At 70.6% G+C, this 23,341-nt stretch carries 21 protein-coding genes and 1 riboswitch; of the genes, 10 read left to right on the forward strand and 11 right to left on the reverse strand.

The annotated features are described in order from the left end of the window. The first annotated feature begins 41 nt into the window (after positions 1-41). Positions 42-145: riboswitch (glycine riboswitch) on the forward strand. A 175-nt stretch (positions 146-320) separates the two neighbouring features. From gcvT to OG386_RS15390, 5 genes are all read left to right on the forward strand, one after another. After that, positions 321-1,436 (forward strand): glycine cleavage system aminomethyltransferase GcvT, encoded by a 1,116-nt coding sequence (gene gcvT / locus OG386_RS15370; protein WP_328788630.1) that lies wholly within the window; start codon positions 321-323, stop codon positions 1,434-1,436. Positions 1,437-1,537: 101 nt separating this feature from the next. Continuing rightward, complete coding sequence (gene gcvH / locus OG386_RS15375) at positions 1,538-1,921, forward strand: glycine cleavage system protein GcvH (protein WP_327383136.1); 384 nt, start codon at positions 1,538-1,540, stop codon at positions 1,919-1,921. 17 nt (positions 1,922-1,938) lie between these two features. Beyond that, complete coding sequence (gene glyA, locus OG386_RS15380; RefSeq protein ID WP_030763890.1) at positions 1,939-3,195, forward strand: serine hydroxymethyltransferase; 1,257 nt, start codon at positions 1,939-1,941, stop codon at positions 3,193-3,195. A 408-nt stretch (positions 3,196-3,603) separates the two neighbouring features. Continuing rightward, positions 3,604-4,986, forward strand: coding sequence for an L-serine ammonia-lyase (locus tag OG386_RS15385; protein WP_328788631.1), 1,383 nt, complete (start codon positions 3,604-3,606; stop codon positions 4,984-4,986). Between the two features lie 162 nt (positions 4,987-5,148). Further along, on the forward strand, positions 5,149-5,655 hold the full coding sequence (locus OG386_RS15390; RefSeq protein ID WP_328788632.1) for an AMIN-like domain-containing (lipo)protein: 507 nt from the start codon (positions 5,149-5,151) through the stop codon (positions 5,653-5,655). 50 nt (positions 5,656-5,705) lie between these two features. Here the strand turns inward: OG386_RS15390 and OG386_RS15395 are convergent, their stop codons facing one another. Together OG386_RS15395 and OG386_RS15400 are read right to left on the reverse strand one after the other, a co-directional pair. After that, positions 5,706-6,350: a dihydrofolate reductase family protein gene (locus OG386_RS15395; protein WP_328788633.1), complete on the reverse strand. Its 645-nt coding sequence runs from the start codon at positions 6,348-6,350 to the stop codon at positions 5,706-5,708. 52 nt (positions 6,351-6,402) lie between these two features. Then, a complete protein-coding gene (locus tag OG386_RS15400) occupies positions 6,403-7,116 on the reverse strand; it encodes a flavodoxin family protein (RefSeq protein ID WP_328788634.1) in 714 nt (237 codons plus the stop codon). 126 nt (positions 7,117-7,242) lie between these two features. Between OG386_RS15400 and OG386_RS15405 the strand changes: the two genes are divergently transcribed. Beyond that, positions 7,243-7,791 (forward strand): PadR family transcriptional regulator, encoded by a 549-nt coding sequence (locus OG386_RS15405; RefSeq protein WP_328788635.1) that lies wholly within the window; start codon positions 7,243-7,245, stop codon positions 7,789-7,791. Positions 7,792-7,878: 87 nt separating this feature from the next. Here the strand turns inward: OG386_RS15405 and OG386_RS15410 are convergent, their stop codons facing one another. Continuing rightward, positions 7,879-8,091, reverse strand: coding sequence for an EF-hand domain-containing protein (locus OG386_RS15410; RefSeq protein WP_030009288.1), 213 nt, complete (start codon positions 8,089-8,091; stop codon positions 7,879-7,881). Positions 8,092-8,323: 232 nt separating this feature from the next. Between OG386_RS15410 and OG386_RS15415 the strand changes: the two genes are divergently transcribed. Further along, positions 8,324-9,106, forward strand: coding sequence for a tRNA-dependent cyclodipeptide synthase (locus OG386_RS15415; RefSeq protein WP_328788636.1), 783 nt, complete (start codon positions 8,324-8,326; stop codon positions 9,104-9,106). Then, a complete protein-coding gene (locus tag OG386_RS15420; protein ID WP_328788637.1) occupies positions 9,087-10,325 on the forward strand; it encodes a cytochrome P450 in 1,239 nt (412 codons plus the stop codon). Before OG386_RS15415 ends, OG386_RS15420 begins: the two co-directional genes overlap by 20 nt. A 92-nt stretch (positions 10,326-10,417) precedes the next feature. Here OG386_RS15420 and OG386_RS15425 read toward each other — a convergent pair whose 3' ends face one another. The 7 genes from OG386_RS15425 to OG386_RS15455 all read right to left on the reverse strand — a co-directional run bounded on the left by OG386_RS15425 (position 10,418) and on the right by OG386_RS15455 (position 19,503). After that, positions 10,418-11,605, reverse strand: a complete 1,188-nt coding sequence (locus OG386_RS15425; RefSeq protein WP_328788638.1) for a YncE family protein — start codon at positions 11,603-11,605, stop codon at positions 10,418-10,420. Continuing rightward, positions 11,602-12,414: a polysaccharide deacetylase family protein gene (locus tag OG386_RS15430; protein WP_327383144.1), complete on the reverse strand. Its 813-nt coding sequence runs from the start codon at positions 12,412-12,414 to the stop codon at positions 11,602-11,604. The genes OG386_RS15425 and OG386_RS15430 overlap by 4 nt, the downstream gene beginning before the upstream one ends. 381 nt (positions 12,415-12,795) lie before the next feature. Beyond that, the gene (locus tag OG386_RS15435; protein WP_030009107.1) at positions 12,796-13,308 is read right to left on the reverse strand and encodes an ATP-binding protein; all 513 of its coding nucleotides are present in this window, start codon (positions 13,306-13,308) and stop codon (positions 12,796-12,798) included. Between the two features lie 255 nt (positions 13,309-13,563). Then, positions 13,564-14,331 (reverse strand): enoyl-CoA hydratase/isomerase family protein, encoded by a 768-nt coding sequence (locus OG386_RS15440; RefSeq protein ID WP_030009108.1) that lies wholly within the window; start codon positions 14,329-14,331, stop codon positions 13,564-13,566. Positions 14,332-14,418: 87 nt separating this feature from the next. After that, the gene (locus tag OG386_RS15445; RefSeq protein WP_405788774.1) at positions 14,419-15,660 is read right to left on the reverse strand and encodes a L,D-transpeptidase; all 1,242 of its coding nucleotides are present in this window, start codon (positions 15,658-15,660) and stop codon (positions 14,419-14,421) included. Positions 15,661-15,735: 75 nt separating this feature from the next. Beyond that, positions 15,736-18,132, reverse strand: a complete 2,397-nt coding sequence (locus OG386_RS15450; protein WP_328788640.1) for a choice-of-anchor A family protein — start codon at positions 18,130-18,132, stop codon at positions 15,736-15,738. Positions 18,133-18,282: 150 nt separating this feature from the next. Then, positions 18,283-19,503, reverse strand: a complete 1,221-nt coding sequence (locus tag OG386_RS15455) for a L,D-transpeptidase (RefSeq protein WP_327388471.1) — start codon at positions 19,501-19,503, stop codon at positions 18,283-18,285. A 182-nt stretch (positions 19,504-19,685) separates the two neighbouring features. On the opposite strand from OG386_RS15455, the gene glgX reads away from it, so the two are divergent. Both glgX and OG386_RS15465 read left to right on the forward strand, forming a co-directional pair. Further along, complete coding sequence (glgX, locus tag OG386_RS15460; protein ID WP_328788641.1) at positions 19,686-21,995, forward strand: glycogen debranching protein GlgX; 2,310 nt, start codon at positions 19,686-19,688, stop codon at positions 21,993-21,995. A 113-nt stretch (positions 21,996-22,108) separates the two neighbouring features. Continuing rightward, on the forward strand, positions 22,109-22,831 hold the full coding sequence (locus tag OG386_RS15465) for a CDP-alcohol phosphatidyltransferase family protein (RefSeq protein WP_030009113.1): 723 nt from the start codon (positions 22,109-22,111) through the stop codon (positions 22,829-22,831). On the opposite strand, the gene OG386_RS15470 is transcribed toward OG386_RS15465, so the two are convergent. After that, positions 22,812-23,300: an adenylyltransferase/cytidyltransferase family protein gene (locus tag OG386_RS15470; RefSeq protein WP_030009114.1), complete on the reverse strand. Its 489-nt coding sequence runs from the start codon at positions 23,298-23,300 to the stop codon at positions 22,812-22,814. The genes OG386_RS15465 and OG386_RS15470 overlap by 20 nt on opposite strands. Positions 23,301-23,341: the final 41 nt, after the last annotated feature.

The raw sequence follows: 23,341 nt of genomic DNA on the forward strand, positions 1-23,341 counted from the left end.
CAATGATGTGCGCCATCTGGACCAACTGCATACCGGCCGCTTGAATCCGCGCGGGAGAGTCCCGGCACGCCGCAAGGCCGTGCGCGGGCGCCGAAGGAGCAAGAACCTCCCTTGAATCTCTCAGGCCCCGTACCGCGTGGATGAGGCAGATCTGAAAAGCGAGCTGCTGCGCAGCTCCACCCAAGGTGCAAGTCGATGAGAAGAACCGGCGATCGGGCGATCGGCGGAACTCTCGGCGAACCTCTCAGGTTCCGATGACAGATGGGGAGGAACGTCCTCGTCATGTCATGTCGATGCCCTGGGACCCGGGAGCCACACCCATGAGCACTGCCCCCCGCCTGACCGCCCTCGATGCGCTGCACCGCTCGCTCGGTGCGACCATGACCGATTTCGCGGGCTGGGACATGCCGCTGCGGTACGCCAGCGAGCGCGACGAGCACAACGCCGTACGCACCAAGGCCGGTCTCTTCGACCTGTCCCACATGGGCGAGATCACGCTGACCGGCCCGGAGGCCGTCAAGGCCCTCGACTACGCCCTGGTCGGCAACATCTCCACCGTCGGCGTCGGCCGCGCCCGCTACACGCACATCTGTCAGGAGGACGGCGGGATCGTCGACGACCTGATCGTCTACCGCCTCGGCGAGACCGAGTACATGGTCGTCGCCAACGCCTCCAACGCCCAGGTCGTCCTGGACGCCCTGACCGAGCGCGCCGCCGGCTTCGACACCGAGGTCCGCGACGACCGCGACGCGTACGCGCTGCTCGCCGTGCAGGGCCCGGAGTCCCCCGGCATCCTGGCTTCCCTGACCGACGCCGACCTGGACGGCCTGAAGTACTACGCCGGCTTGCCGGGCACCGTCGCGGGCGTGCCCGCGCTGATCGCGCGCACCGGGTACACGGGCGAGGACGGCTTCGAGCTGTTCGTCGCCCCCGAGCACGCCGTGGAGCTGTGGCAGGCGCTGACCAAGGCGGGCGAGGGCGTCGGCCTGGTCCCGGCCGGTCTGTCCTGCCGCGACACGCTGCGCCTGGAAGCGGGCATGCCGCTGTACGGGCACGAGCTGACCACCGCCCTCACCCCGTTCGACGCGGGCCTGGGCCGGGTCGTGAAGTTCGAGAAGGAGGGCGACTTCGTCGGCCGCGCCGCGCTGGAGGGCGCCGCCGAGCGCGCCGCCACCGCCCCGCCGCGCAAGCTGGTCGGTCTGATCGCCGAGGGCCGCCGCGTCCCGCGCGCCGGGTTCCCGGTCGTCGCCGACGGTCAGGTCATCGGTGAGGTCACCTCCGGCGCCCCGTCCCCGACGCTGGGCAAGCCGATCGCGATGGCGTACGTGGACGCGGCGCACGCCGCGCCCGGAACGTCCGGCGTCGGCGTCGACATTCGCGGTACGCATGAGCCGTACGAGGTCGTGGCGCTGCCGTTCTACAAGCGGCAGAAGTAGCCCCACGCACCACGTCCGCCGTCCGGGAACCCGTACGGCGCCGTCTCAGTACCCAAGACCGCAGTTCGTATCCACTCCCCCGCATCCAGGAGAATCAGGTCATGAGCAACCCCCAGCAGCTGCGTTACAGCAAGGAGCACGAGTGGCTGTCGACCGCCGAGGACGGCGTCGCGACGGTCGGCATCACGGAGTTCGCGGCCAACGCGCTCGGTGACGTCGTCTACGCCCAGCTCCCCGAGGTCGGCGACACGGTGACCGCGGGCGAGACCTGTGGCGAGCTGGAGTCGACCAAGTCGGTCAGCGACCTGTACTCCCCCGTCACCGGCGAGGTCGTCGAGTCCAACCAGGACGTCGTGGACGACCCGGCGCTCGTCAACACCGCCCCGTTCGAGGGTGGCTGGCTGTTCAAGGTGCGCATCGCGGAGGAGCCGGCCGACCTGCTCTCCGCCGAGGAGTACGCCGCGCTCACCCACTCCGACAACTGACACCCCAGGGGATCCTGATGTCTGTTCTCAACACCCCGCTGCACGAGCTCGACCCGGACGTCGCCGCCGCCGTCGACGCCGAGCTCGTGCGCCAGCAGTCCACCCTGGAAATGATCGCGTCGGAGAACTTCGCTCCGGTCGCCGTCATGGAGGCCCAGGGCTCGGTCCTGACCAACAAGTACGCCGAGGGCTACCCGGGCCGCCGCTACTACGGCGGCTGCGAGCACGTCGACGTCGTCGAGCAGATCGCGATCGACCGCATCAAGGCGCTGTTCGGCGCCGAGGCCGCGAACGTCCAGCCGCACTCCGGTGCGCAGGCGAACGCCGCCGCGATGTTCGCGCTGCTGAAGCCGGGCGACACGATCATGGGCCTCAACCTGGCCCACGGCGGTCACCTGACCCACGGCATGAAGATCAACTTCTCCGGCAAGCTCTACAACGTGGTCCCGTACCACGTCGACGAGACCGGCGAGGTGGACATGGCCGAGGTCGAGCGCCTCGCCAAGGAGTCCAAGCCGCAGCTGATCGTCGCCGGCTGGTCCGCCTACCCGCGCCAGCTGGACTTCGCCGCCTTCCGCCGCATCGCGGACGAGGTCGGCGCGTACCTGATGGTCGACATGGCGCACTTCGCCGGCCTGGTCGCCGCCGGTCTGCACCCGAACCCGGTGCCGCACGCCCACGTCGTCACCACCACCACGCACAAGACCCTCGGCGGTCCCCGCGGCGGTGTCATCCTGTCGACGCAGGAGCTGGCCAAGAAGATCAACTCCGCGGTCTTCCCGGGTCAGCAGGGCGGTCCGCTGGAGCACGTGATCGCGGCCAAGGCGGTCTCCTTCAAGGTCGCGGCCTCGCCCGAGTTCAAGGAGCGCCAGGAGCGCACCCTGGAGGGTGCGAAGATCCTCGCCGCCCGCCTGGTCCAGGACGACGTCAAGGCCGTGGGCGTGGACGTCCTCACCGGTGGCACCGACGTGCACCTGGTCCTGGTCGACCTGCGCAACTCCGAGCTGGACGGTCAGCAGGCCGAGGACCGCCTCCACGAGGTCGGCATCACGGTCAACCGCAACGCCATCCCGAACGACCCGCGGCCGCCGATGGTCACCTCGGGTCTGCGGATCGGTACGCCGGCCCTGGCCACCCGCGGTTTCGACGCCGAGGCCTTCACCGAGGTCGCCGAGATCATCGCGCAGGCGCTGAAGCCCGCGTACGACAGCGAGGCCCTGAAGGCGCGCGTCTCCGCGCTCGCCGCGAAGTTCCCGCTGTACCCGACGCTCTAACCGGCGTCCGGCCCATGGCCACGGAAGGGCCCGGCCTTGTTCCCGCACAGGCCGGGCCCTTCTCATGACCGGGGCCGACACCACCCGACACCGCCCGACACCGACCGACACCGCCCGGCCCGGTCGCGGTGGGGGCCCGCCCCGACCCTGCGCCCCGCGGCGGCCGCGGCCCGCACGCCGGACCGGTCCGGCGCACGCCCCGGTGGATCCCCCGTGGACCCGAGCCCCGGGCCCCGGGACCACGGGCCGACACCCGGCCGCCCCGTCCACGTAATCCTTCCCACCTCCTCCGACAGCCGAGACGTTCACCTCTCCGCGTTAAGCTCGTCTGCCGGACAAAATCCGAATAATCCACTTCTCCTCTCCTGCCCCCTCCCACCCCACGAGCAGACAAGGGAGTCCGCCACCGTGGCCATCTCCGTCTTCGATCTCTTCTCCATCGGTATCGGTCCCTCCTCCTCCCACACGGTCGGCCCGATGCGGGCCGCGCGCATGTTCGTGACGCGGCTGAAGAAGGACGGCGTGCTGGCCCAGACCACCTCCGTCCGGGCCGAGCTCTTCGGATCCCTCGGTGCGACCGGCCACGGGCACGGCACCCCCAAGGCGGTGCTGCTCGGTCTGGAAGGCCACTCCCCCCGCACGGTGAACGTCGAGACCGCCGACGACGAGGTCGAGCGCATCCGCAAGAGCGGCCGGCTGCGGCTGCTGGGCGCGGAGATAGGCGACGTGCACGAGATCGCCTTCGACGAGCCGAACCAGCTGATCCTGCACCGCCGCCGCTCCCTGCCCTACCACGCGAACGGCATGACGCTCTTCGCGTACGACGGCGCCGGCACCCCGCTGCTGGAAAAGACCTACTACTCGGTCGGCGGCGGCTTCGTCGTGGACGAGGACGCGGTCGGCGAGGACCGGATCAAGCTCGACGACACGGTGCTGAAGTACCCCTTCCGCTCCGGCGACGAGATGCTGCGCCTCGCGAACGAGACCGGTCTGTCGATCTCCTCCCTGATGCTGGAGAACGAGAAGGCCTGGCGCACGGAGGACGAGATCCGCGAGGGCCTCCTGGAGATCTGGCGCGTCATGCAGTCCTGCGTCTCGCGCGGCATGTCCCGCGAGGGCATCCTCCCCGGCGGCCTGCGGGTCAAGCGCCGGGCCGCCGCCACGGCGCGCCAGCTGCGCACCGAGGGCGACCCGATGCTGCACCGCAGCGAGTGGGCGACGATCTACGCGATGGCGGTCAACGAGGAGAACGCGGCGGGCGGCCGGGTCGTGACCGCGCCGACCAACGGCGCCGCGGGCGTCCTGCCGGCCGTGCTGCACTACTACATGAACTTCGTGCCGGGCGCGGACGAGGACGGCGTGGTCCGTTTCCTCCTCGCCGCGGGCGCGATCGGCATGCTCTTCAAGGAGAACGCCTCGATCTCCGGCGCCGAGGTCGGCTGCCAGGGCGAGGTGGGCTCCGCCTGCTCGATGGCGGCCGGCGCCCTCGCCGAGGTCCTCGGCGGCACCCCGGAGCAGGTCGAGAACGCGGCCGAGATCGGCATGGAGCACAACCTCGGCCTGACCTGCGACCCGGTCGGCGGCCTGGTGCAGATCCCCTGCATCGAGCGCAACGGCATGGCGGCGGTCAAGGCCGTCACCGCGGCACGGATGGCGATGCGCGGCGACGGCAGCCACAAGGTGTCCCTCGACAAGGTCATCAAGACCATGAAGGAGACCGGCGCCGACATGAAGGTGAAGTACAAGGAGACCGCCCGCGGCGGCCTCGCCGTCAACGTCATCGAGTGCTGACGCGCACCGCGTGACACGAGGGGGGCCCGGCGCGTGCGCCGGGCCCCTCTTCCGTCCACGGATCCCGGGAACGGGAAACGAGCGCAACCGCAACCGTGCCGTCCCCCGGGGCGTCCTAGGCAGTGCCACCAGTCCCCGTCTCTCGAGAATCGAGGGGACGTCATGATCCACGCCCGTCTCCGGCAGTTCGTGGCCCTGGCAACCGGCGCCCTGCTCGCCGCCTGCCTCTCCTTCGCCGCCCCTGCCTCGGCTTCCACCACCGTCTCCGCCGCCCCCCAGGCCCAGACCCCGCTCGTCGTCAACGCCCGCTGGGCCGGGCACCCCACGTACGACCGCATCGTCATCGACCTCCAGGGCTACGGCCCCGCGGTCACCGTCACCCCCGTCCCGCACCTCGTCTACGACGGGTCCGGCAAGCCCGTGCCGCTGCCCGGGACGTACTTCCTGGAGATCCGCCTCCACCCCGCCGCCGCGCACGACGACGCGGGGCAGAGCGTCTACCACGGGCCCAAGCTGCAGAAGATCAACCTCAGCAAGCTCAAGGGAATCGCCCTGACCGGCGACTACGAGGGGTACGTGACCTTCGGCGCCGCCTTCGACACCCTGCCGTACTACCGCGCGTTCCCCCTGCACTCGCCGGAGCGGTTCGTCGTGGACATCGCGCACTGAACCGGACGCGAGCGAGCCGGCCCGGGGCGCACGCCCCGGGCCGGCCCGTGTCACCTGCGCCAGAACAGGTGGTGCGTGACACCGCTCGGGCTGGGCACGACATCGAGGTGGAAGCGGTCGAGCAGCTCCTCGGGCGACTCCCAGAGCCTGACCCCGGACCCGAACTCCACCGGCGCGACCGCCACGTGCAGGGTGTCGACGAGGTCGGCGTCGAGGAACTCCCGAATGGTGGTGGCCCCGCCGCCGAGCCGGACGTCCTTGCCCCGCGCGGCTTCCCGCGCCCGGTCCAAGACCGTGGCCGGGTCGGCGTCGACGAAGTGGAAGGTGGTGTCGGAGAGCGTGAACGAAGGGCGCACGTGGTGGGTCATGACGAACACGGGCGTGTGGAACGGGGGCTCCTCACCCCACCAGCCGCGCCACTCGTGGTCGGCCCAGGGCCCGCGCTGGGGACCGAACTTGTTGCGGCCCATGATCTCGGCGCCGATGTTGTGCGCGAAGTCCCGGGTGAGGTAGTCGTCGAGACCCCGGCTCCCTCCGGGGTCGGTGCGGTTGGGCCAGCTCGCCGTCGCTCCGGCCCAGGCGAACAGTTCGCCCGGCTCCGCGTCGCCGAACGGCCGCGCGAGGCTCTGGTGCTCCCCGGCGCCGAATCCGTCGCGCGACACGCTGAAGTTCTGGACCCTCAGCAGTTGCTCCATGGGCTTCCTCCGGTCTGGTCGTCCACCGTGAGACCGCCCCGGGGCGCAGAACTCATCGGTGCTCGGGGTTGGGGAAGTCGAAGCGGCAGCCCGCGTCCCACTGCGAGCGCTGGTTGCCGTACGGCGGGATGCCGCCCGAGCGCTTGAGCAGGGCGGCCAGGTGCATGAGGTTCCAGGACATGAAGGCGGTGTTGCGGTTGGTGAAGTCGTTCTCGGGGCCGCCCGAGCCGGGGTCCAGGTAGGAGGGTCCGGGCCCGGCCTCGCCGATCCAGCCCGCGTCGGCCTGCGGCGGAATCGCGTAGCCGAGGTGCTGGAGGCTGTAGAGGACGTTCATGGCACAGTGCTTGACGCCGTCTTCGTTGCCGGTGATCAGCGCGCCGCCGACCCGCCCGTAGTAGGCGTACTGGCCCCGCTCGTTCAGCAGCGAGGAGCAGGCGTAGAGCCGCTCGATGACCTGCTTCATCACGGAGCTGTTGTCGCCGAGCCAGATGGGGCCGCACAGGACGAGGATGTCGGCGTCCATGATCTGGCTGTAGAGGACCGGCCACTGGTCGCTCTCCCAGCCGTGCTCGGTCATGTCGGGCCAGACCCCGGTCGCGATGTCGTGGTCGACGGCGCGGACGAGGGAGGTGCGGGTGCCGGCCCCTTCCATGACCCTGCGGCTCCTGTCGATCAGGCCCTCGGTGTTGCTGGTCTCGGGCGAGCGTTTGAGCGTGCAGTTCACGTAGAGGGCGGTCAGGTCCGAGTAGTCGTATGCGGCAGCCACACCCCCAGCCTCGCCACGGCACCTGGGCACCGCCAGCGGGCCGCGCCCGTCCGGGGACGGCCCTGCGGAAGCGGCCGTACGGAGGAGGCGTCGGGGCCGGCGCCGCCGCAAACCTAGGATGGCGCCATGTCGCTGCCGCACGCCATCCTCACCGCCCTGCTGGAGAAGCCCTCGTCCGGGCTGGAGCTGACCCGGCGGTTCGACAAGTCGATCGGGTACTTCTGGTCGGCGACGCACCAACAGATCTACCGCGAGCTGGGGCGGCTGGAGGAGTCCGGGCTGATCCGGGAGCTGCCGAGCGAGGTGCCCGTGCGCGGGCAGAAGAAGGAGTACGAGGTGCTGCCCGCCGGCGGCGCGGAGCTGGCCCGATGGGTGGGCGAGAGCCAGGACCCCAAGCCGATGCGCGACCCGCTGCTGCTGCGGATCCGCGCGGCGGGCGTCGTGGGGCCGCAGGGGCTCGGTCCCGAGCTGCGGCGCCATCTGGAGCTGCACCGACGTCAGCTCGCACAGTACGAGGCCATCGAGGAGAAGGACTTCCCGCCGGGGCGGGACGCCGTGGAGGACCGGCTGCGGCGGCTCGTGCTGCACGGCGGGATCGCCCTGGAGACGTTCTGGCTGCACTGGCTGCAGGAGGCCCTGGGCGAGGTCGAGGACATGTCCGGACCGGGGGCCTGACGCGCGGGGCCCGGGGGCGGGGATCCGGCGCCGAACGCACGCTGCCGCCCCGCTCCGGCGGTCCGGGGCGGGGCGGCAGCGGAGGGACTACTTGTTCAGGGAGGCCCAGAACTCGTCGAAGCTCAGCAGGCCGTCGCCGTTCGCGTCCTTGGAGGCGATCACGGCGTCCGCGACGGGGCCGGTGACGAACGGGTCGCCCATGGCCGCCATGGCCGCCTTGAACTCGTCGGCCGTGACGAAGCCGTCACCGTTCACGTCGAACTTGCCGAACGTCGTCCGTGCGCTCTCGATGTCCGCCACTGGGTCCACTCCTTCTTGATGCCTTGTTGACCGGCTCAGGGTAGCGGCCTCCCCGGTCCGCCCCCGCCCCGGGTCCCGTTCGTGCGGCAGAAACCTTTTCAATTACCGCCCCGTAATGCGGAATCGATAATTCCGACCAAACAAACGAAGATTCCACTTGTCACACTCCGGGGCCACGGCATAACGTACTGGCATTGCCGCCACACCAGGAGCGCAGGGCTCCCAGGGACAAGTGGCAACAAGGGCGATCAATCAGATGACGATCACAGCTGACGCATCATTCGAAGTTCTGCCCTTCACCCGCACCTGCCGGCACATCTGGGAAGACGGCGACCACGTGCTCATCGGCGTGAGTCCCGGAAACAGCTATTTCAGCGCCGACCGCATCGCCGGCCTGACCCGATGGGCCACGAACCGGTTCGCGCAAGTCGACTTCGTCTACGCGGACCTCCACGTGGACCGGATGTTCGCCGCCTTCGGCCACACCCGGGAGCACGCGGAGAAGCGTGCGGCGAAAGAGATCAAGGCGGTCCGGCGGCGCATCCTCAAGGGCGTGACGGAATCAGGACCGCCGCAGCCCAAAATCCGCGTACGGGGCCTTTCCGAATTCCAATCGAACCCCGTCTACCAACTACTACACCGACGCGTCCTGCATTTCCTGGAGACCGACGAAGAATTCCGCGAGGGCTGCGAGCAAATGGCCCTACATTTCGTCGGATCCAAATTGTCGGAAGGTGAATCGGTCACGGCCGAGCAGTTGCGGGTCTGTTTCGATTACATGGCGGCCGAGCTGCCGTTCTTCGTGGACACCCCGAGCATTCTCGACGTGCCGTCCTCGGTGGCGGCCTACCACGTCCGGATGCCGCTGACCGATGTCCTCTTCGCACGCGGCGGGGGTCTGCGCGCGACCCGCAACCAGGCGTACGCCGTCGTACGGCCCGGGGCCACGGCACCCGGGAGCGCTACGGACCACGCACCGACCGAAAGGACCGTCGATGAGCGTCGAGCAGCTTGAGGGCCCGGGGGCCGAAGAGCGGCCTCTCCTGGACTTCCCGCTCTCCCGGCGCGGTGACGTGCTCCCGCAAGAGTGCGCCTGGCTGCGCGAGAAGGCGCCGGTCGCCCGGGTCCGCACCCTCACCGGCGACCCGGCCTGGCTGGTGAGCAGCTACGCGCTGGCCAAGCAGGTACTGGAGGACGAACGCTTCAGCCTCAAGGACACGGCGAACGCCGGGGTCCCGCGGCAGTACGCGCTGACGATCCCGCCCGAGGTCGTCGACAACATGGGCAACATCAACAGCGCGGGCCTGCGGGGCGCCGTGATGAAGGCGCTGAACCCCCGTCAGCAGGGGCTGCGGGGCCTGCTGCGCGCCCGGGCCGGCGAGCTCCTCGACGCGCTCGTGGCGGAGGGCGGCCCGGTCGACCTCCGGGCGGGCTTCGCCGACCCCTTCTCGGCGGCCCTGCACTGCCAGGTGCTGGGGGTGCCGTTCGAAGACCGGCGCCGGCTGATGTCGGGCCTGGACGTCGCGTTCATGACCGCGCGCGAACCGTTCGCCGACTCCGCCCTCAACTGGTACAAGGACGTGGGCTACTTCGCCGACCGGCTGAACGACCAGCTCGCCCTGGCCCCCGAGGAGCGTACGGGGCTCCTCGGGAGGTTCGCTGAGCTGAAGGAGGCGGATCCGGAGTCGGCCCACCTGACCGACGAGATGTTCGCGACGGTCGCCGTCTCCCTCTTCGGCGCGGGTGCGGTCTCCACCTCCGCGTTCCTCACGCTCGCGGTGCTCGCGCTGCTCCAGCGGCCCGAGCTGATCGGGTACCTGCGCCGGCACCCGGAGCGCACGGCCGCGGCGGTGGAGGAGCTGCTGCGCTGGAACCTGTCCGTCGGGGACGGCCTGCCGCGCATCGCCCTGGCCGACGTCCAGGTCGGTGACGTGCTGGTGCGGGAGGGTGAGCTCGTCCTCGTCCTCCTGGAGGGGGCCAACTTCGATCCGGAGGCCTTCGAGCGTCCGGACGAGCTGGACCTGGAGCGCCAGAGCGTCAACCCCCACCTCGCCTTCGGCGCGGGCCCGCACTTCTGCCCGGCGTCCGCGCTGGGTCGCGCCCATGCCGAGATCGCACTGGAGGTGCTGGTCGAGCGGCTGCCCGGACTGCGGCTCGCGGTGCCCTCCGAGAACCTCGTCTGGCGCACGGGCTTCATCAAGCGGCTTCCGGAGCGCCTTCCGGTCGCCTGGTAGCCCGTCGTCCGGCGAACGGACCGCGGTGTCCCGGGAGCTGTGCGAGCTTCCGGGGCACCGCCGTGTCCGGCCCTGGCGTCTCTTGCGGGGACCTAGCGGAAGATGCCGGTGTGGCCCAGCGAGTAACGGCCGGGCTGCGGGTACACGGCGAGTCCGTGCGGTCCGCCGCCCACCGGGATCCGGGCGATCTGCTTGCCGGTCTGCGTGTCGAGCGCGTAGACCTCGGAGTTGTAACGGCCCGACAGCCACAGCACCTTGCCGTCGGCGGAGACCCCGCCCATGTCGGGGCTGCCACCGTCCGGCAGCGTCCACTTCTTGGTGAGCTTGTTCTCGGGGAAGTTGAAGACCGAGATGGTGCCCTCGCCCCGGTTGGAGACGTACATCTCCTTGGAGTCGCGGCTCACGTAGAGGCCGTGGCAGCCCTTCCCGGTGGGCAGCAGTTTGGGGGTCTCGAACTTGTCCCCGCTGAGCACCCACATGCCGTGCGCCATCATGTCCGCGACGTAGAAGGTCTTCCCGTCCGGGGAGACCTTGACGTCCTGCGGCATCGCGCCCTCGAACGGCAGCTTCTGCTGGCCGACGACCTCCATGCGCTCGGTGTCGACCTTGAGGAGTTCGCCGGAGAACTCGCAGCTCACGATGAAGTAGCGGCCGTCGGCGGAGAAGTCCGCGTGGTTGACCCCGTAGCAGGTCACGGGCACCGTCTTGACCCGGTCCATCGTGTGCGGGTCGCGGAAGACGAGCTCCTTGTCCATCGAGGCCATGACGATGGCGTACTTGCCGTTCGGCGTGAAGTACAGGTTGTACGGGTCGTGCACCTCCACCGGCTTTCCGGCCTCGCCCGTGGCCGGGTTGATCGGGGTGAGGGTGTGACCGCGGTTGTTGTTGACCCACAGGGTCTTCAGGTCCCAGGAGGGGACCACGTGTTGGGGCTGGACCCCGACCGGGATGGTGTCGATGACCTGGTAGGTCATCGGGTCGATGACGGACACCGTGTTGGAGTTGGTGTTCGGCACGTAGACGCGGGACGGGAAGTCCTTGACCACGGGGGAGAGCTTGTTCGGCCGGTCCGCCGCGTAGACGTCGTTCGGATCGAGCACGGGCGGCATGCCGGGCAGACCGGGCGGGGCGGCCGGCGCGGCCTTGACGGGCTTGGCCGGGCCCTTGGTGCCGAGCGCCTCGGCGGGTTCCTTGCCGGCCGATCCGCAGCCGGCAAGGGCGGCGAGGACCAGACCTGCCAGCAGCGCGCCGGCAGTCCGGGGAAGGCGGGTGGTCGTCATGGGGTCAGCAGCTCCGTGGTGGTCACCGCGCGCAGGTTGCGGCGCGCGAGTTCTTCGAGGAGGGGAGGCATCGCGTCGACCGTGTCCGCGTAGCCGAAGTGCAGGCTCACCACCGATCCGGGCCGGATCGTCCCGGTGACGGTGCGGATGACGGCCGCGGCACCGGGCGAGGTGAAGTCGAGGGAGTCCACGTCGTACGAAAGGACGTGCGGGTAGCCAGCCCGCTGGGCCAGTTCCTGGACGAGGGGGGTCGCGTACTGGGTCTGTGAGGGCCGGAACCAGGTGCCGATGGATCCGGTGAGCCGCTTGAGCCGCTGGGCGCAGCCGGTGATCTCGGCGTAGGCCTGCGCTTCGGGCATGTCGTTGATCGCGAGGTGGCGCTGCGTGTGGTTGCCGAGCTCGTGACCGCCGTCGAGGATGCGCCGGGCCAGCTCCGGGTGCGCGTCGAGCCAGGATCCGATGGCCAGTACGGTGACCCGCGCGCCCCCCTTCTCGGCCGCGGCCAGCACCGCCCGGGCGATGGCCGGGTCCCCGTTGCCGTGGAAGGTGAGGGCGACCCGGGGGCGGTCGCGCGGACCGTGACCGATCTCGACGGGCTGCCCGGCGAACCGGCGCGGGGCGGCGGCCGGAGCCGCCTGCGCCGGGCGGGCCGACCGGGCCGGACCCGGCGGACGGCCGGAGGGCGCGGTGGCCGGTCGACCCGGCCCGCAGGCGGCGGTGAGACCGGCCGCGGCGGCGCCGGCCGACCCGAGAGCGGCCGCGCGCAGGGCCACGCGCAGGGCCGCGCGGCGGCCTGGTTGTGAGAGCACCTGCCCATTTAAGGGGTGGATGACCCGGAAGGTAATGATTGACCCAATTCAGGACGGTCGTCAAAAGGGGCCAACCGGGTGGCCGGGTCGCTACGTGATCAACGATTTACACAGAGCAGTCGATACTTATTCATGGATTGCGAGGTGAGTGGTCCACCTCACCTAGGATTTAGCTAGAAAGTCTTGCGATTTGCACACTTATGTCCAAGTAGGGACTTTTGGCGTTCAGGCCCTCGTCTGCCATAGTCGGAACCACGACTTCCCATTGACCCGAGCGAAGTCTCCACGCCGAGGATCACACCCCCTCAGATCCTCGGCGCACCGATGAAGCCCCCACACCGCCCCACACGGCGGACGGGGGCTTCCGGCGTTCCGGGAGGATCAGGGGTTCTGCCGGTCGGCGACCCGCATCTCGAACCAGGTGATCTTCCCGCGCGGCAGCAGGTCCGCGCCCCAGCGGTCGGACAGCTTGTCGACGAGGAAGAGGCCCCGGCCGGTGGTGTCCAACTCGTGGACCGGCATCAAGCAGGGCAGTCCGCGCGAAGGGTCGCGCACCTCCACCCGGATCCAACCGCGGCGCCGCAGCATGCGTAAGCCGAAGGAGCGGGCCCCGGTGTGCCGGACCGCGTTGCCGACGAGCTCCGAGACCAGCAGGACGGCGTGCTCGGCGATCTGCGGCGAGAGGCCCCAGAGGCGGACCACCACGCACTGGGTGAGCCGGCGCGCGGTGCTCGCCGACTCGGGCATGGACGGCAGTGTCACTTCGGCTTCGGCCGGATTTCCATACAATTCCAGCGCCTTGAGGCCCTGTTCGTCCTCAACAGCCGCCGTGAGCCGTACCGCCGAAGCGCTGCCGCGTTGCCGCGGCTGTTCCACACCCTCCAGGCCCGCCATGCACCCATCATGGACGGCCGACGCTCCCTCCCGGGCCGTTCCACAGGAAAACACCCCCCGGATTCAACAACTCCAAGGGGGTGTTCCGTCATATGCGAGAGGCAATCGGACGACCTCCGCGCACACCTTGACCTGCAATGACGCGCCACACGGAAGTGACCACAGCGAGTGGATCACTCACTCGCCTTAAGGCTGGCTTAAGGCCTGGCTAATCCACCCACAGGGAGGACCAGGGTCCTCGGCCGGGGTGCCGGCTCAGACGAACTTCGCCTTGCCCGGGCCCTCTTCGACGAAGCTGCGCATGCCGCGCTCGCGGTCCTCGGTGGCGAACAGGCCCGCGAACCAATTGCGTTCGATGGTGAGACCGGTGTCGATGTCGGCCTCCAGACCCGCGTCCACACACTCCTTGGCGGCGCGCAGCGCGATCGCCGGACCCTGCGCCAGCTTGGCGGCCCAGGCGTGCGCCTGCTCGTACACCTCGGCGGCGGGCACCACCCGGTCGACCAGGCCGAGGGTCAGCGCCTCGTCGGCCTTGACCATGCGCCCGGTGAAGATCAGGTCCTTGGCCTTGGACGGACCGATCAGCCGGGAGAGCCGCTGGGTACCGCCCGCGCCCGGGATCAGGCCGAGCAGGATCTCGGGCTGGCCGAGCTTGGCGTTGTCGGCGGCGATCCGGTAGTCGGCACACAGGGCGAGTTCGCACCCGCCGCCCAGCGCGTAGCCGGTGATGGCCGCGACGACGGGCTTGGGGATCCGGGCGACGGCGGTGAAGGCGTCCTGGAGCGCGCGGGACCGGGCGACCATCGCCGCGTGGTCCATCGTCTGCATCTCCTTGATGTCCGCGCCCGCCGCGAACACCTTCTCGCCGCCGTAGATGATGACCGCGCGGACGTCCGCCCGGTCGGTCGCCTCCACCGCGAGCTCGCGCAGCCGGTCCTGGGTGGCGATGTCCAGGGCGTTCATGGGCGGCCGGTCCAGGCGGATGGTGCCGACGCCTTCGGAGACTTCGAGAGAGAGGGTCATACGGGTCAGGTTAGCGCCGGTTAACGCGGAGTGGCCCGGTGCTGTGGGTCACAGCACCGGGCCACTCCGACCGCGTGGGCGGCGTACTTACTTGATCCACTCCGCCCACGGCATGTTCCAGCCGTTGAGGCCGTTGTCCGGGGCGATCTGCTTGTCCTTCGAGTTCTTCACGACGACCACGTCGCCGATCAGCGACTCGTTGAAGAACCAGGCCGCGGGCGCATTGGGGTCGCCGCCGCCGCGCTGGTCGCGCAGGCCCACGCAGCCGTGGCTGACGTTCGTGGAGCCGAAGGTGCCGGAGGAGGCCCAGTAGTTGCCGTGCACGAAGGTGCCCGACTGCGACAGGCGCATGGCGTGCGGGACGTCGGCGATGTCGTACTCGCCGCCGAAGCCGACGGTCGCGCCGTTCATCCGGGTCACCTCGTACTTCTCGCTGATGACCATCTGACCGTTGTACGTGGTCGTCGACGGGGCGCCCGCGGTGATCGGGACGTTCTTGAGCACCTGGCCGTCACGGACGACCTCCATCTGCTTGGTGCTCGCGTCGACCGTGGAGACCTGGGAGCGGCCGATGGTGAAGGTGACCGTACGGGTCTGCTTGCCGTAGACGCCGGGGCGGCCTTCGACCCCGTCGAGGGCGAGCTTCACGGTGACCTTGGTGCCCGCGGCCCAGTAGTTCTCGGGGCGGAAGTCGAGGCGGTCGTTGCCGAACCAGTGGCCCTCGACCTGGACGGCCGGCTCGGCCGTGACCGTGATGGCCTTCTCGACGGCTTCGGGGTTGGTGATTCCCCGGGTGAAGTTGATCGAGACCGGCATGCCCACGCCGACGGTGGCGCCGTCCTCGGGCGTGTAGTGGCCCACGAAGGTGTTGGTCGGGGTCAGGGTGGTGAAAGTGGTGTCCTTGGCGGACTCCCGGCCGGCCTCGTCCTTGGCGACCGCGTGCACCTTGTACTCGGTGGCGGAGGCCAGGTGGCGGGCCGGCTCCCAGGTGGCACCGTCGTCGGCGATCTTGCCCTCGACCGCGTTGCCCTTGGTGTCCGCCACGGCCACCGTGCTGAGCTTGCCGCCCGTGCTCGTTATCTTCAGGACGCCGCTGGTGGCGACCTCCTTGGCCCCGTCGTCGGGCTTGACGCTGACGACCGCCTTGGAGGCCTCGGTACCGGTCTTGGTGCCACCCCCGGCGTTGTCGCCACCGCTGCCGCCGCTGTTGCTGCCGCCACCGCCACCGCACGCGGTGGTGAACAGCAGGGCCGCCCCCAGCAACAGGGCCGGCAGGCCGGTGCGGGCGCGGCCGCGTATCGGCTGCACGTTCACTCGTGTTCTCCCCATGTCCCCCGCGCGCGGACTGTCGCGCGCTTGTTGACAGGTAATCACACGGAGGGATCACGATGAGCCACGGTCTTGTCACCGTTCCGTCCCAACTGCCCGGAGAAGTGCTGCGGCGGCCGCCCCGTGGCCGGGACACGGTGGGTGATCAGGCCAATCCCGAGGGGGCGGCCGCCGAGGGGTCAGGCCCGGGGGCTTGGAGTGCTTGGAGTGCTTCGGGTTCTTCGGGTTCTTGGAGTGCTGGGGGTGCTTGGAGTGCTTGCCCTTCCCGTGGTCGCCCTTCGGGTGCTTCGGCTGCTGGGGGTGCTTGCCCTTGCCGTGGTCGCCCTTCGGGTGCTTGGGGTGCTTGCCCTTGCCCTGGTCCCCCTTGCCGTGGTCGTCCTTGCCGTGGTCGACCGGCTTGTTCCGCAGCGTCACCACGATGCGCTGGTCCGGGGTGCCGATGTCGAGGCGCAGCGGGCCGGTGACCCGGTCGGCGGGCAGGGCGTAGCCCGCGGGTACCGCCGTCTCGACCAGGTAGTACCAGCCCTCGGGGAGCGGGCCGAAGGTGCAGACTCCGGTCCGGTCGGTGGTGCAGCCCGGGGCGACCCGGCGATCGGCGTTGATGCCGCGCGTCTGCAGGCCCGGGGTGTTGTTGGTCTCCTGCCACAGCTCGAAGACCGCACCGCGCAGCGGTCGCTTGGTCCTGGCGTCCTGCTTCACGACCCGGATCGAGCCCTCGTACGCCTCGCTCACCGGGGTGTTCGCGACGTCGACGACGATGCCGTCCGCCACGTCACCCCGGTCCAGGTCGAACCGGGTGGCCGGGTCGGCCGGGGTCTCGTACCCGGTGGGGGCGGCGGTCTCCCGCCAGTAGTAGGTGTGCCCGATCGGCAGCTCCACCGTGCAGGTGCCCCCGGTGTCCGTCACGCAAGCCCCGTCAAGACGGGTGTCGCCGCCCGTCGGGTCCGTCTGGAGGCCGGTGGAGCCGTTGCTCTCCCGCCAGAGGTCGAACCGCGCGCCCGCCAGCGGGAGGCCGGTGGCCCGGTCGGTCTTGCGCAGCACCACCCGGGCCGCGTCCGGCGGCTCGGGGGTGCGCCGGTTGTCCGCCTCGTACCGGACCCCGGCCGCGGCGTTCTCGGCGGTGAGGGTCAGCTCGTGGACGGTGTCGTCCAGGTCGTAGCCGAGCGGCGCCCGGGTCTCGCGCCAGTAGTACGTGCCGGGCTCGGTGGTCCGCTCGCAGATGCCGCTCGCCGGTGTGACGCACTCGGCGACCAGGGTGTCGGCCCGCGGCGCGGTGTCCTGCAAGCCGTCGGTCCCGTTCGTCTCGCGCCACAGTTCGAAGTGCGCCCCCTGCAGCGCCGTGCCCGTCCCCGCATCCCGCTTGAGCACCGAGACCGTGCCGGTCACCGGCGCCGGGCCGCCGCACTCGGGCAGGTCGCCGTTGAAGGGGTAGGCGTGGAACTCCTGGCCGCCGCCCCCGGTCGTGCTGCTGCCGTGGGTGACGGAGCCGGTGGTGAAGAAGCGCCCGTTGATGCCGGGCAGGGTGACGGTGGTCTCCGAGGACTGCTGCCCCATGAGGAAGCTGCCCTGGAACTGGCCGCCGCCGGTCAGGTGCACGGTGGTGGCGTCCGGGAAGTTCCACAGCAGCCGGTCGCGGTAGGCGTTGAGGGGGTCGGTGTCCTGGATGCCGCCGCTGTACGTGCTGATCGTGCGGGTGGCGCCCAGGACGTTCACCAGCACGGTGGCCGTGGCCGGGATGCGGGTGAAGCGGATGCCCTGCTGGCCGCCCCCGTTGCCGACGAGGTTCGCGTCGACGTTGAAGACCTGGAGCGCGGAGGAGCCGTCGCCGGTGAAGAGCGTCTCGTAGCCGTTGTTGACGGCCGTGCCGGTGGCCGGGCGGGACTGCCCGTCGACCCGCGCGTAGCACTCGCTGGCGGCGCTGAGCCGGTCGCGCAGCCCCGCGTACGGGGTGACGGCGGCGGGGTCGCGGACCGGGCGGCCCGTCACCGTGCCCTCGACGGAGCCGGCGTACCGGACGACGCCGCCGTCGGCGAGCAGGCGTTCGCCCGACGCGACGGTGACCGATCCGCCGGTGGTGAGGAAGTCGGCGCCGACGGGCGGGGGCACCCTCGATCCGGCGCCGACGATCCCCACGTTGTAGCGGCTGTCCCCGCCCGCCTGCTTGTCCTGGTCGAAGTCGCCGAGGACGACGAGGCGGCCCTCGGCCTCCGAGGCCCGGCCCCGGACGCGGAAGTCGCCCCCCGCGAAGACGTTGACGCCGTCGTCCCGGCCCTGCGGGACGCCGTCGGTGCCGATGGCCGGGTACGGGTCGGGGCAGTCTCCCGGGACGCAGGGCCCCAGCCCCCCGGGAAGCGGAGCTCTGACGACCGCCGTCGGGCGGTCGTCACCGGGACCCTCCGCGAAGGCCGCGGGCGCGGCGGAGGCCAGTACGGCTCCGATCGCGAGCCCGAGGGTCCAGTTCCTTGCTGACATGACGCTCCGTCCGTTGCCTGCTGCCCTGATCTGCCCTGACAGGCTGCGGGCGGGGTTCGGCGGGGCGCGGCGGGGACACTCTGCGCTACGGCATTTCGATCACAGTGATCACTCTCCCGGGCGGGCCGGCCCGAGGGGACGTCTTGTCGATCAGGCGATGGCGGAGCCGGCGACCCAGTCCGCCCAGGACATGTTCCAGCCGCCCAGCCCGTTGTCCGGGGCGACCGTCTTGTCCTGCGAGTTCACGACCTCCACCACGTCCCCGACGAGGGTCCGGTCGAAGAACCAGCCGGCCGGGGTGTCGGAGCCGCCGCCCTTGTCGTCGCGCAGGCCCACGCAGCCGTGGCTCACGTTGGTGGTGCCGAAGGTGTCGGGGCTGGACCAGTAGTTCCCGTGCAGGAAGGTTCCGGAGGAGGTGAGCCGCATGGCGTGCGGGACGTCGGGGATGTCGTACTCGCCGCCGAAGCCGACGGTCTGGCCGTTCATGCGGGTGACGTCGAACATCTCCATCACCACCATCTTGCCGTTGTACGTGGTGGTCTTGGGCGCCCCGGCGCTGATCGGGACGGTCGACACCAACTGCCCGCCGCGGCGGACCTCCATGGTGTGCGCGTCCGCGTCCACGGTGGAGATCTGGGAGCGGCCCACGGTGAAGCTGAAGGTCTTGTCCTGGATGCCGTACGCGCCGGGCGCGCCCTCGATGTCGCGCAGGTCCATCTTCACGGTGACCTTGGTGCCGGACTTCCAGTACTCCTTGGGCCGGAAGTCGAGCCGCTCCCGCCCGAACCAGTGGCCGACGACCTGCACGCCCGGGTCCGACGTGACGGAAATGGCCCGCTCCACTTCGGCGCGGCGCTCGATCGCCTGACTGAACCGGAAGGAGACGATCATCCCGGTGCCGACGGTCGAGCGGTTCTCGGGCTTGAAGTAGCCGATGAACCGCTCTTCGGGAACGTAGGTGGTGAAGGTGGTGTGGCGGGCCTGGCGACGGTCGTGCCCGTCGAGGGCGACGGCGTCCACGGTGTACTTGGCCGCGAGCGCGAGCCGTCCGAACTCGGGGTCGGGGCTCCAGCTGAGCCCGTCGTCGGCGATGGCGCCGGGGACCAGTTCCTGCTGTGCGTCCTCCACCTTGGTGACGACGACCCGCTCCAGGCGGCCCTCGGGCACGGTGACCGACAGCCTCCCGTCCGCGGGGACCCCCTTCGCGTTGTCGTCGGGGGTGATGCGGATGGCCTCGTCCGGCGAGCGGGGTTTTCCGGGCAGCTGGATCTCGACCGGGGCCTTGCCGTCCTGGGTGCATCCGGCCAGCCCGCCCAGCAGGCCCGCCCATGCCGCCACGGCGGCCAAGCCCGCCCCTGCCCGCCTCGTCAGAAGTGTCACGATCCCTCCAACGACCGGGCGCTGCGGGGGAAACGTGAGCGCGGGCCACGTTCCGGGCAGAACTGTCCGGGCAGAACAGTGTGAAGGACCAGACGGGGGCGGGCCCAGGCCGGGACGCCGGGGCCGCACTCTCCCCTACCCCCGCCGGTACCCAGGAGCCGTGGAGGCGGGCAGTGTCGAGCGCAGCCGAGCAGGAGGCGGTGGAAGCCGTCAGCAATGCCGCGGAAGCGGTGCGGAGCGGCCGGGCCGTGCCCGTACCGCAGATCGACGGCCGACTGAAGGAGCGGCCGAACGGGCAGGTCAGGGGCCAGGTGATACGGGTGCACGCGCGCCCGGGGGCACCGGTGTGGCCGGGGTCCTCGCATCCGCTGGGGGCCCGGTTCCATCACGGTCCGGACGGGACCGCGGGCACCAACTTCGCCCTGTGGGCGCAGGGCGCGGAGGCGGTGGAGGTGTGTCTGTTCGACGAGGCCGGCGCCGAGACCCGCTGCACCCTGACGGAGCACACGCACGAGATCTGGCACGGGTTCGTGCCGGGCGTACGCCCCGGGCAGCGGTACGGATTCCGGGTGCACGGCCGCTGGGATCCTTGGACGGGCGCCCGCTACAACCCGGCGAAGCTGCTCCTGGACCCGTACGCGCGCGCCGTGGACGGGGACTTCACGCTGCCCCCGGAGGTGTACGCGCACGTCCGGGACTGGCCGCAGCAGTACATCGCGGACACCGTGCGCGACGACCGGGACTCCGCGCCGTTCGTCCCGAAGGGCGTGGTCGTCCACGATGACGACGACTGGGCGGACGACGTCCGGCCGAAGACCCCGTGGGCCGATTCGGTGATCTACGAGCTGCACGTGCGCGGCTTCACGATGCGCCATCCGGACATTCCCGAGGAGCTGCGCGGCACCTACGCGGGCCTGGCCCACCCGGCGGCGATCGAGCACCTGACGGGGCTGGGCGTGACGGCGGTCGAGCTGCTGCCGGTGCACCAGTTCGCGCACGAGGACCACCTGCTGCGCCGGGGGCTGCGCAACTACTGGGGCTACAACTCGATCGGCTACTTCGCCCCGCACGCGGCGTACTCGGCGAGCGGGACGGCCGGGCAGCAGGTCGGGGAGTTCAAGCGGATGGTGCGGGCCCTGCACGCGGCCGGGATCGAGGTCATCCTCGACGTGGTCTACAACCACACGGCGGAGGCGGGCGAGCTGGGCCCGACGCTGTCGCTGCGCGGGATCGACAACCGGGGCTACTACCGGCTGCAGTCCGACCAGCGGCGGTACTCCGACTACACGGGCTGCGGGAACACCCTGCACGCGGGGCGCCCGCACGTGCTGCGACTGATCACCGACTCGCTGCGCTACTGGGTCACCGAGATGGGTGTGGACGGCTTCCGCTTCGACCTGGCGGCGGCGCTGGCCCGGTCGATGCACGACGTGGACATGCTGTCGCCGTTCCTCGCGGTGATCGCCCAGGACCCGGTGCTGCGGCGGGTGAAACTCATCGCCGAGCCGTGGGACGTGGGCTCGGGCGGTTACCAGGTGGGGGCGTTCCCCCCGCTGTGGACGGAGTGGAACGACCGCTACCGGGACGCCGTACGGGACTTCTGGCGGGGCGCGCTGCCCGACGTACGGGACCTCGGCTACCGGCTGTCGGGCTCCAGCGACCTGTACGCGTGGGGCGGGCGGCGGCCGTACGCCTCGGTGAACTTCGTGACCGCGCACGACGGTTTCACCCTGCGCGACCTGGTGTCGTACGAGCGCAAGCACAACGAGGCGAACGGGGAGGCGAACCGGGACGGGACCCATGACAACCGGTCCTGGAACTGCGGGGCGGAGGGCGAGAGCGACGATCCCCGGATCGGCGTGCTGCGCCGTCGCCAGCTGCGCAACCTGCTCACCACGCTGCTGCTGTCCACGGGCGTGCCGATGCTGGTGGCCGGGGACGAGTTCGGGCGCACGCAGGACGGCAACAACAACGCGTACTGCCAGGACAACGAGACGGGCTGGGTGGACTGGTCGCTGCTGGAGGATCCGGCCTGGCAGTCGCTCTTCGCCCTGGCCTCCCGGCTGATCGCTCTGCGCCACGCCCATCCGGTGCTGCGGCGGCGGGCGTTCTTCTCCGGGCGTTCGCAGGGCGCGGACGGGCTGCGGGACCTGGCCTGGTTCACCCCGGCGGGCGCGGAGATGACGGAGCGGGACTGGTACGCGCCGGCCGCCGCGCTGGGGATGTACCTGTCGGGGCGGGACATCCCGGGCCGTGACGAGCGGGGCCGGCAGGTGACGGACGACAGCTTCCTCGCGCTGTTGCACACCGGGGACCGGCCGGTGGCGTGGGTCCTGCCTGGGGCGCCCTGGGCGGAGGTGTACGAGGTCGTCCTGGACACCTCCCTGGAGGACCAGGCCGACCCTCCCCGGACCCGGCACCACGGCGGGCAGACCCTGACGGTCCCGGCGCGGTCGGTGCTGCTGCTGAAGGTGGTGAGCTGAGCGGCGGCCCGGACCGTTCCTCCTCTGGTTCCGGACGTACCCGACATCCGGAACCAGCCCCCTCGTTCGTACTGCGATGATGTGTTCGACATCGTCTCGGAGGGGGGCCCTGCATGGGCAGAGTCACGACCGCGCTGCAGGAACTGCGCGGGGCGCAGAAGTCGGCGAAGGGGGTGTCGCTCTACTCCCGGTTCGTCAACCGGCCCGCCGGGCGGTACCTGGCCGCCGGTTCGTACGCGCTGGGGCTCACCCCGAACCAGGTGACGCTGATCAGTGCCGCCTTCAGCTTCGCCGCCGTGGCCGCGGTCGCGCTGACCGCTCCCTCGTGGGGGCTGGGGATCGCGGTGTGGGCCGCCCTCGCCGTCGGTTTCGCCTTCGACTCCGCCGACGGGCAGCTCGCCCGGCTGCGCGGGGGCGGCAGCGCGGCCGGCGAATGGCTCGACCACGTGGTGGACGCCGCCAAGCTCACCGCCCTGCACTCCTGCGTGCTGATCGCCTTCTACCGCTTCCCCGACGCGTACGGGACGGGCGCGGACGGCTGGCTACTGGTGCCGCTGGGCTTCCAGTTCGCCGCGGTGGTGACCTTCTTCGGGGGGCTGCTGACCGAGAAGCTGAAGCCCAAGCCGGCTCCCGGCAGCCCGGCGGCCGCGCCGTCGACCGCGCGCGCGGTGGCTCTACTGCCCGTGGACTACGGGGTGTTCTGCCTGGTGTTCCTGCTGCTCGGCGGCGGGAAGCTGTTCGTGTGGGCGTACGCGGGACTGGGCGTGGTCGCCGCGCTGTTCCTGCTGGCGTTCCTGGCGAAGTGGTTCCGGGAGCTCAGCGCCGTTCGCCGGTGACCTGGCCCGGCGCCGGGGCCGGTTCGGCGAGCGCGTCCAGCGCCCGGCGCAGCTGGGTGCTGGACGTGTGCACGGTGTAGGGGAAGTAGACGACGTCGACGCCGTGGGCGGCGAAGTCCTTCTCGAGCCGGTCGCCCTTGGGCGTGCCGCGCCAGTCGTCGCCCTTGAAGATGACGTCGAAGCGGACCTGCTTCCAGGTCTCCACCTTGTCGGGGACCGTCTCGACGAAGGCCGCGTCGACGTACTTCACGCTGCGCACGATCTCCAGCCGCTCGACGAGCGGGATCATCGGGCGGCGCCCCTTGGCGAGCTCGGCCATCTCGTCCGAGACGACTCCGGCGACCAGGTAGTCGCACTGGCTCCGGGCGTGCCGAAGGATGTTGAGATGTCCGATGTGGAACAGATCGTAGGCGCCGGGCGCGTAGCCGACTCGATACGGTCGACGCGCAGGCGCGCCAAGGTCGGACATGTCGTGCTCCGTCATCATTTACCCCCAGCGGCCACACCCCC

Origin of the sequence: Streptomyces sp. NBC_00273, assembly GCF_036178145.1 — a bacterium.
Classification (GTDB): domain Bacteria; phylum Actinomycetota; class Actinomycetes; order Streptomycetales; family Streptomycetaceae; genus Streptomyces.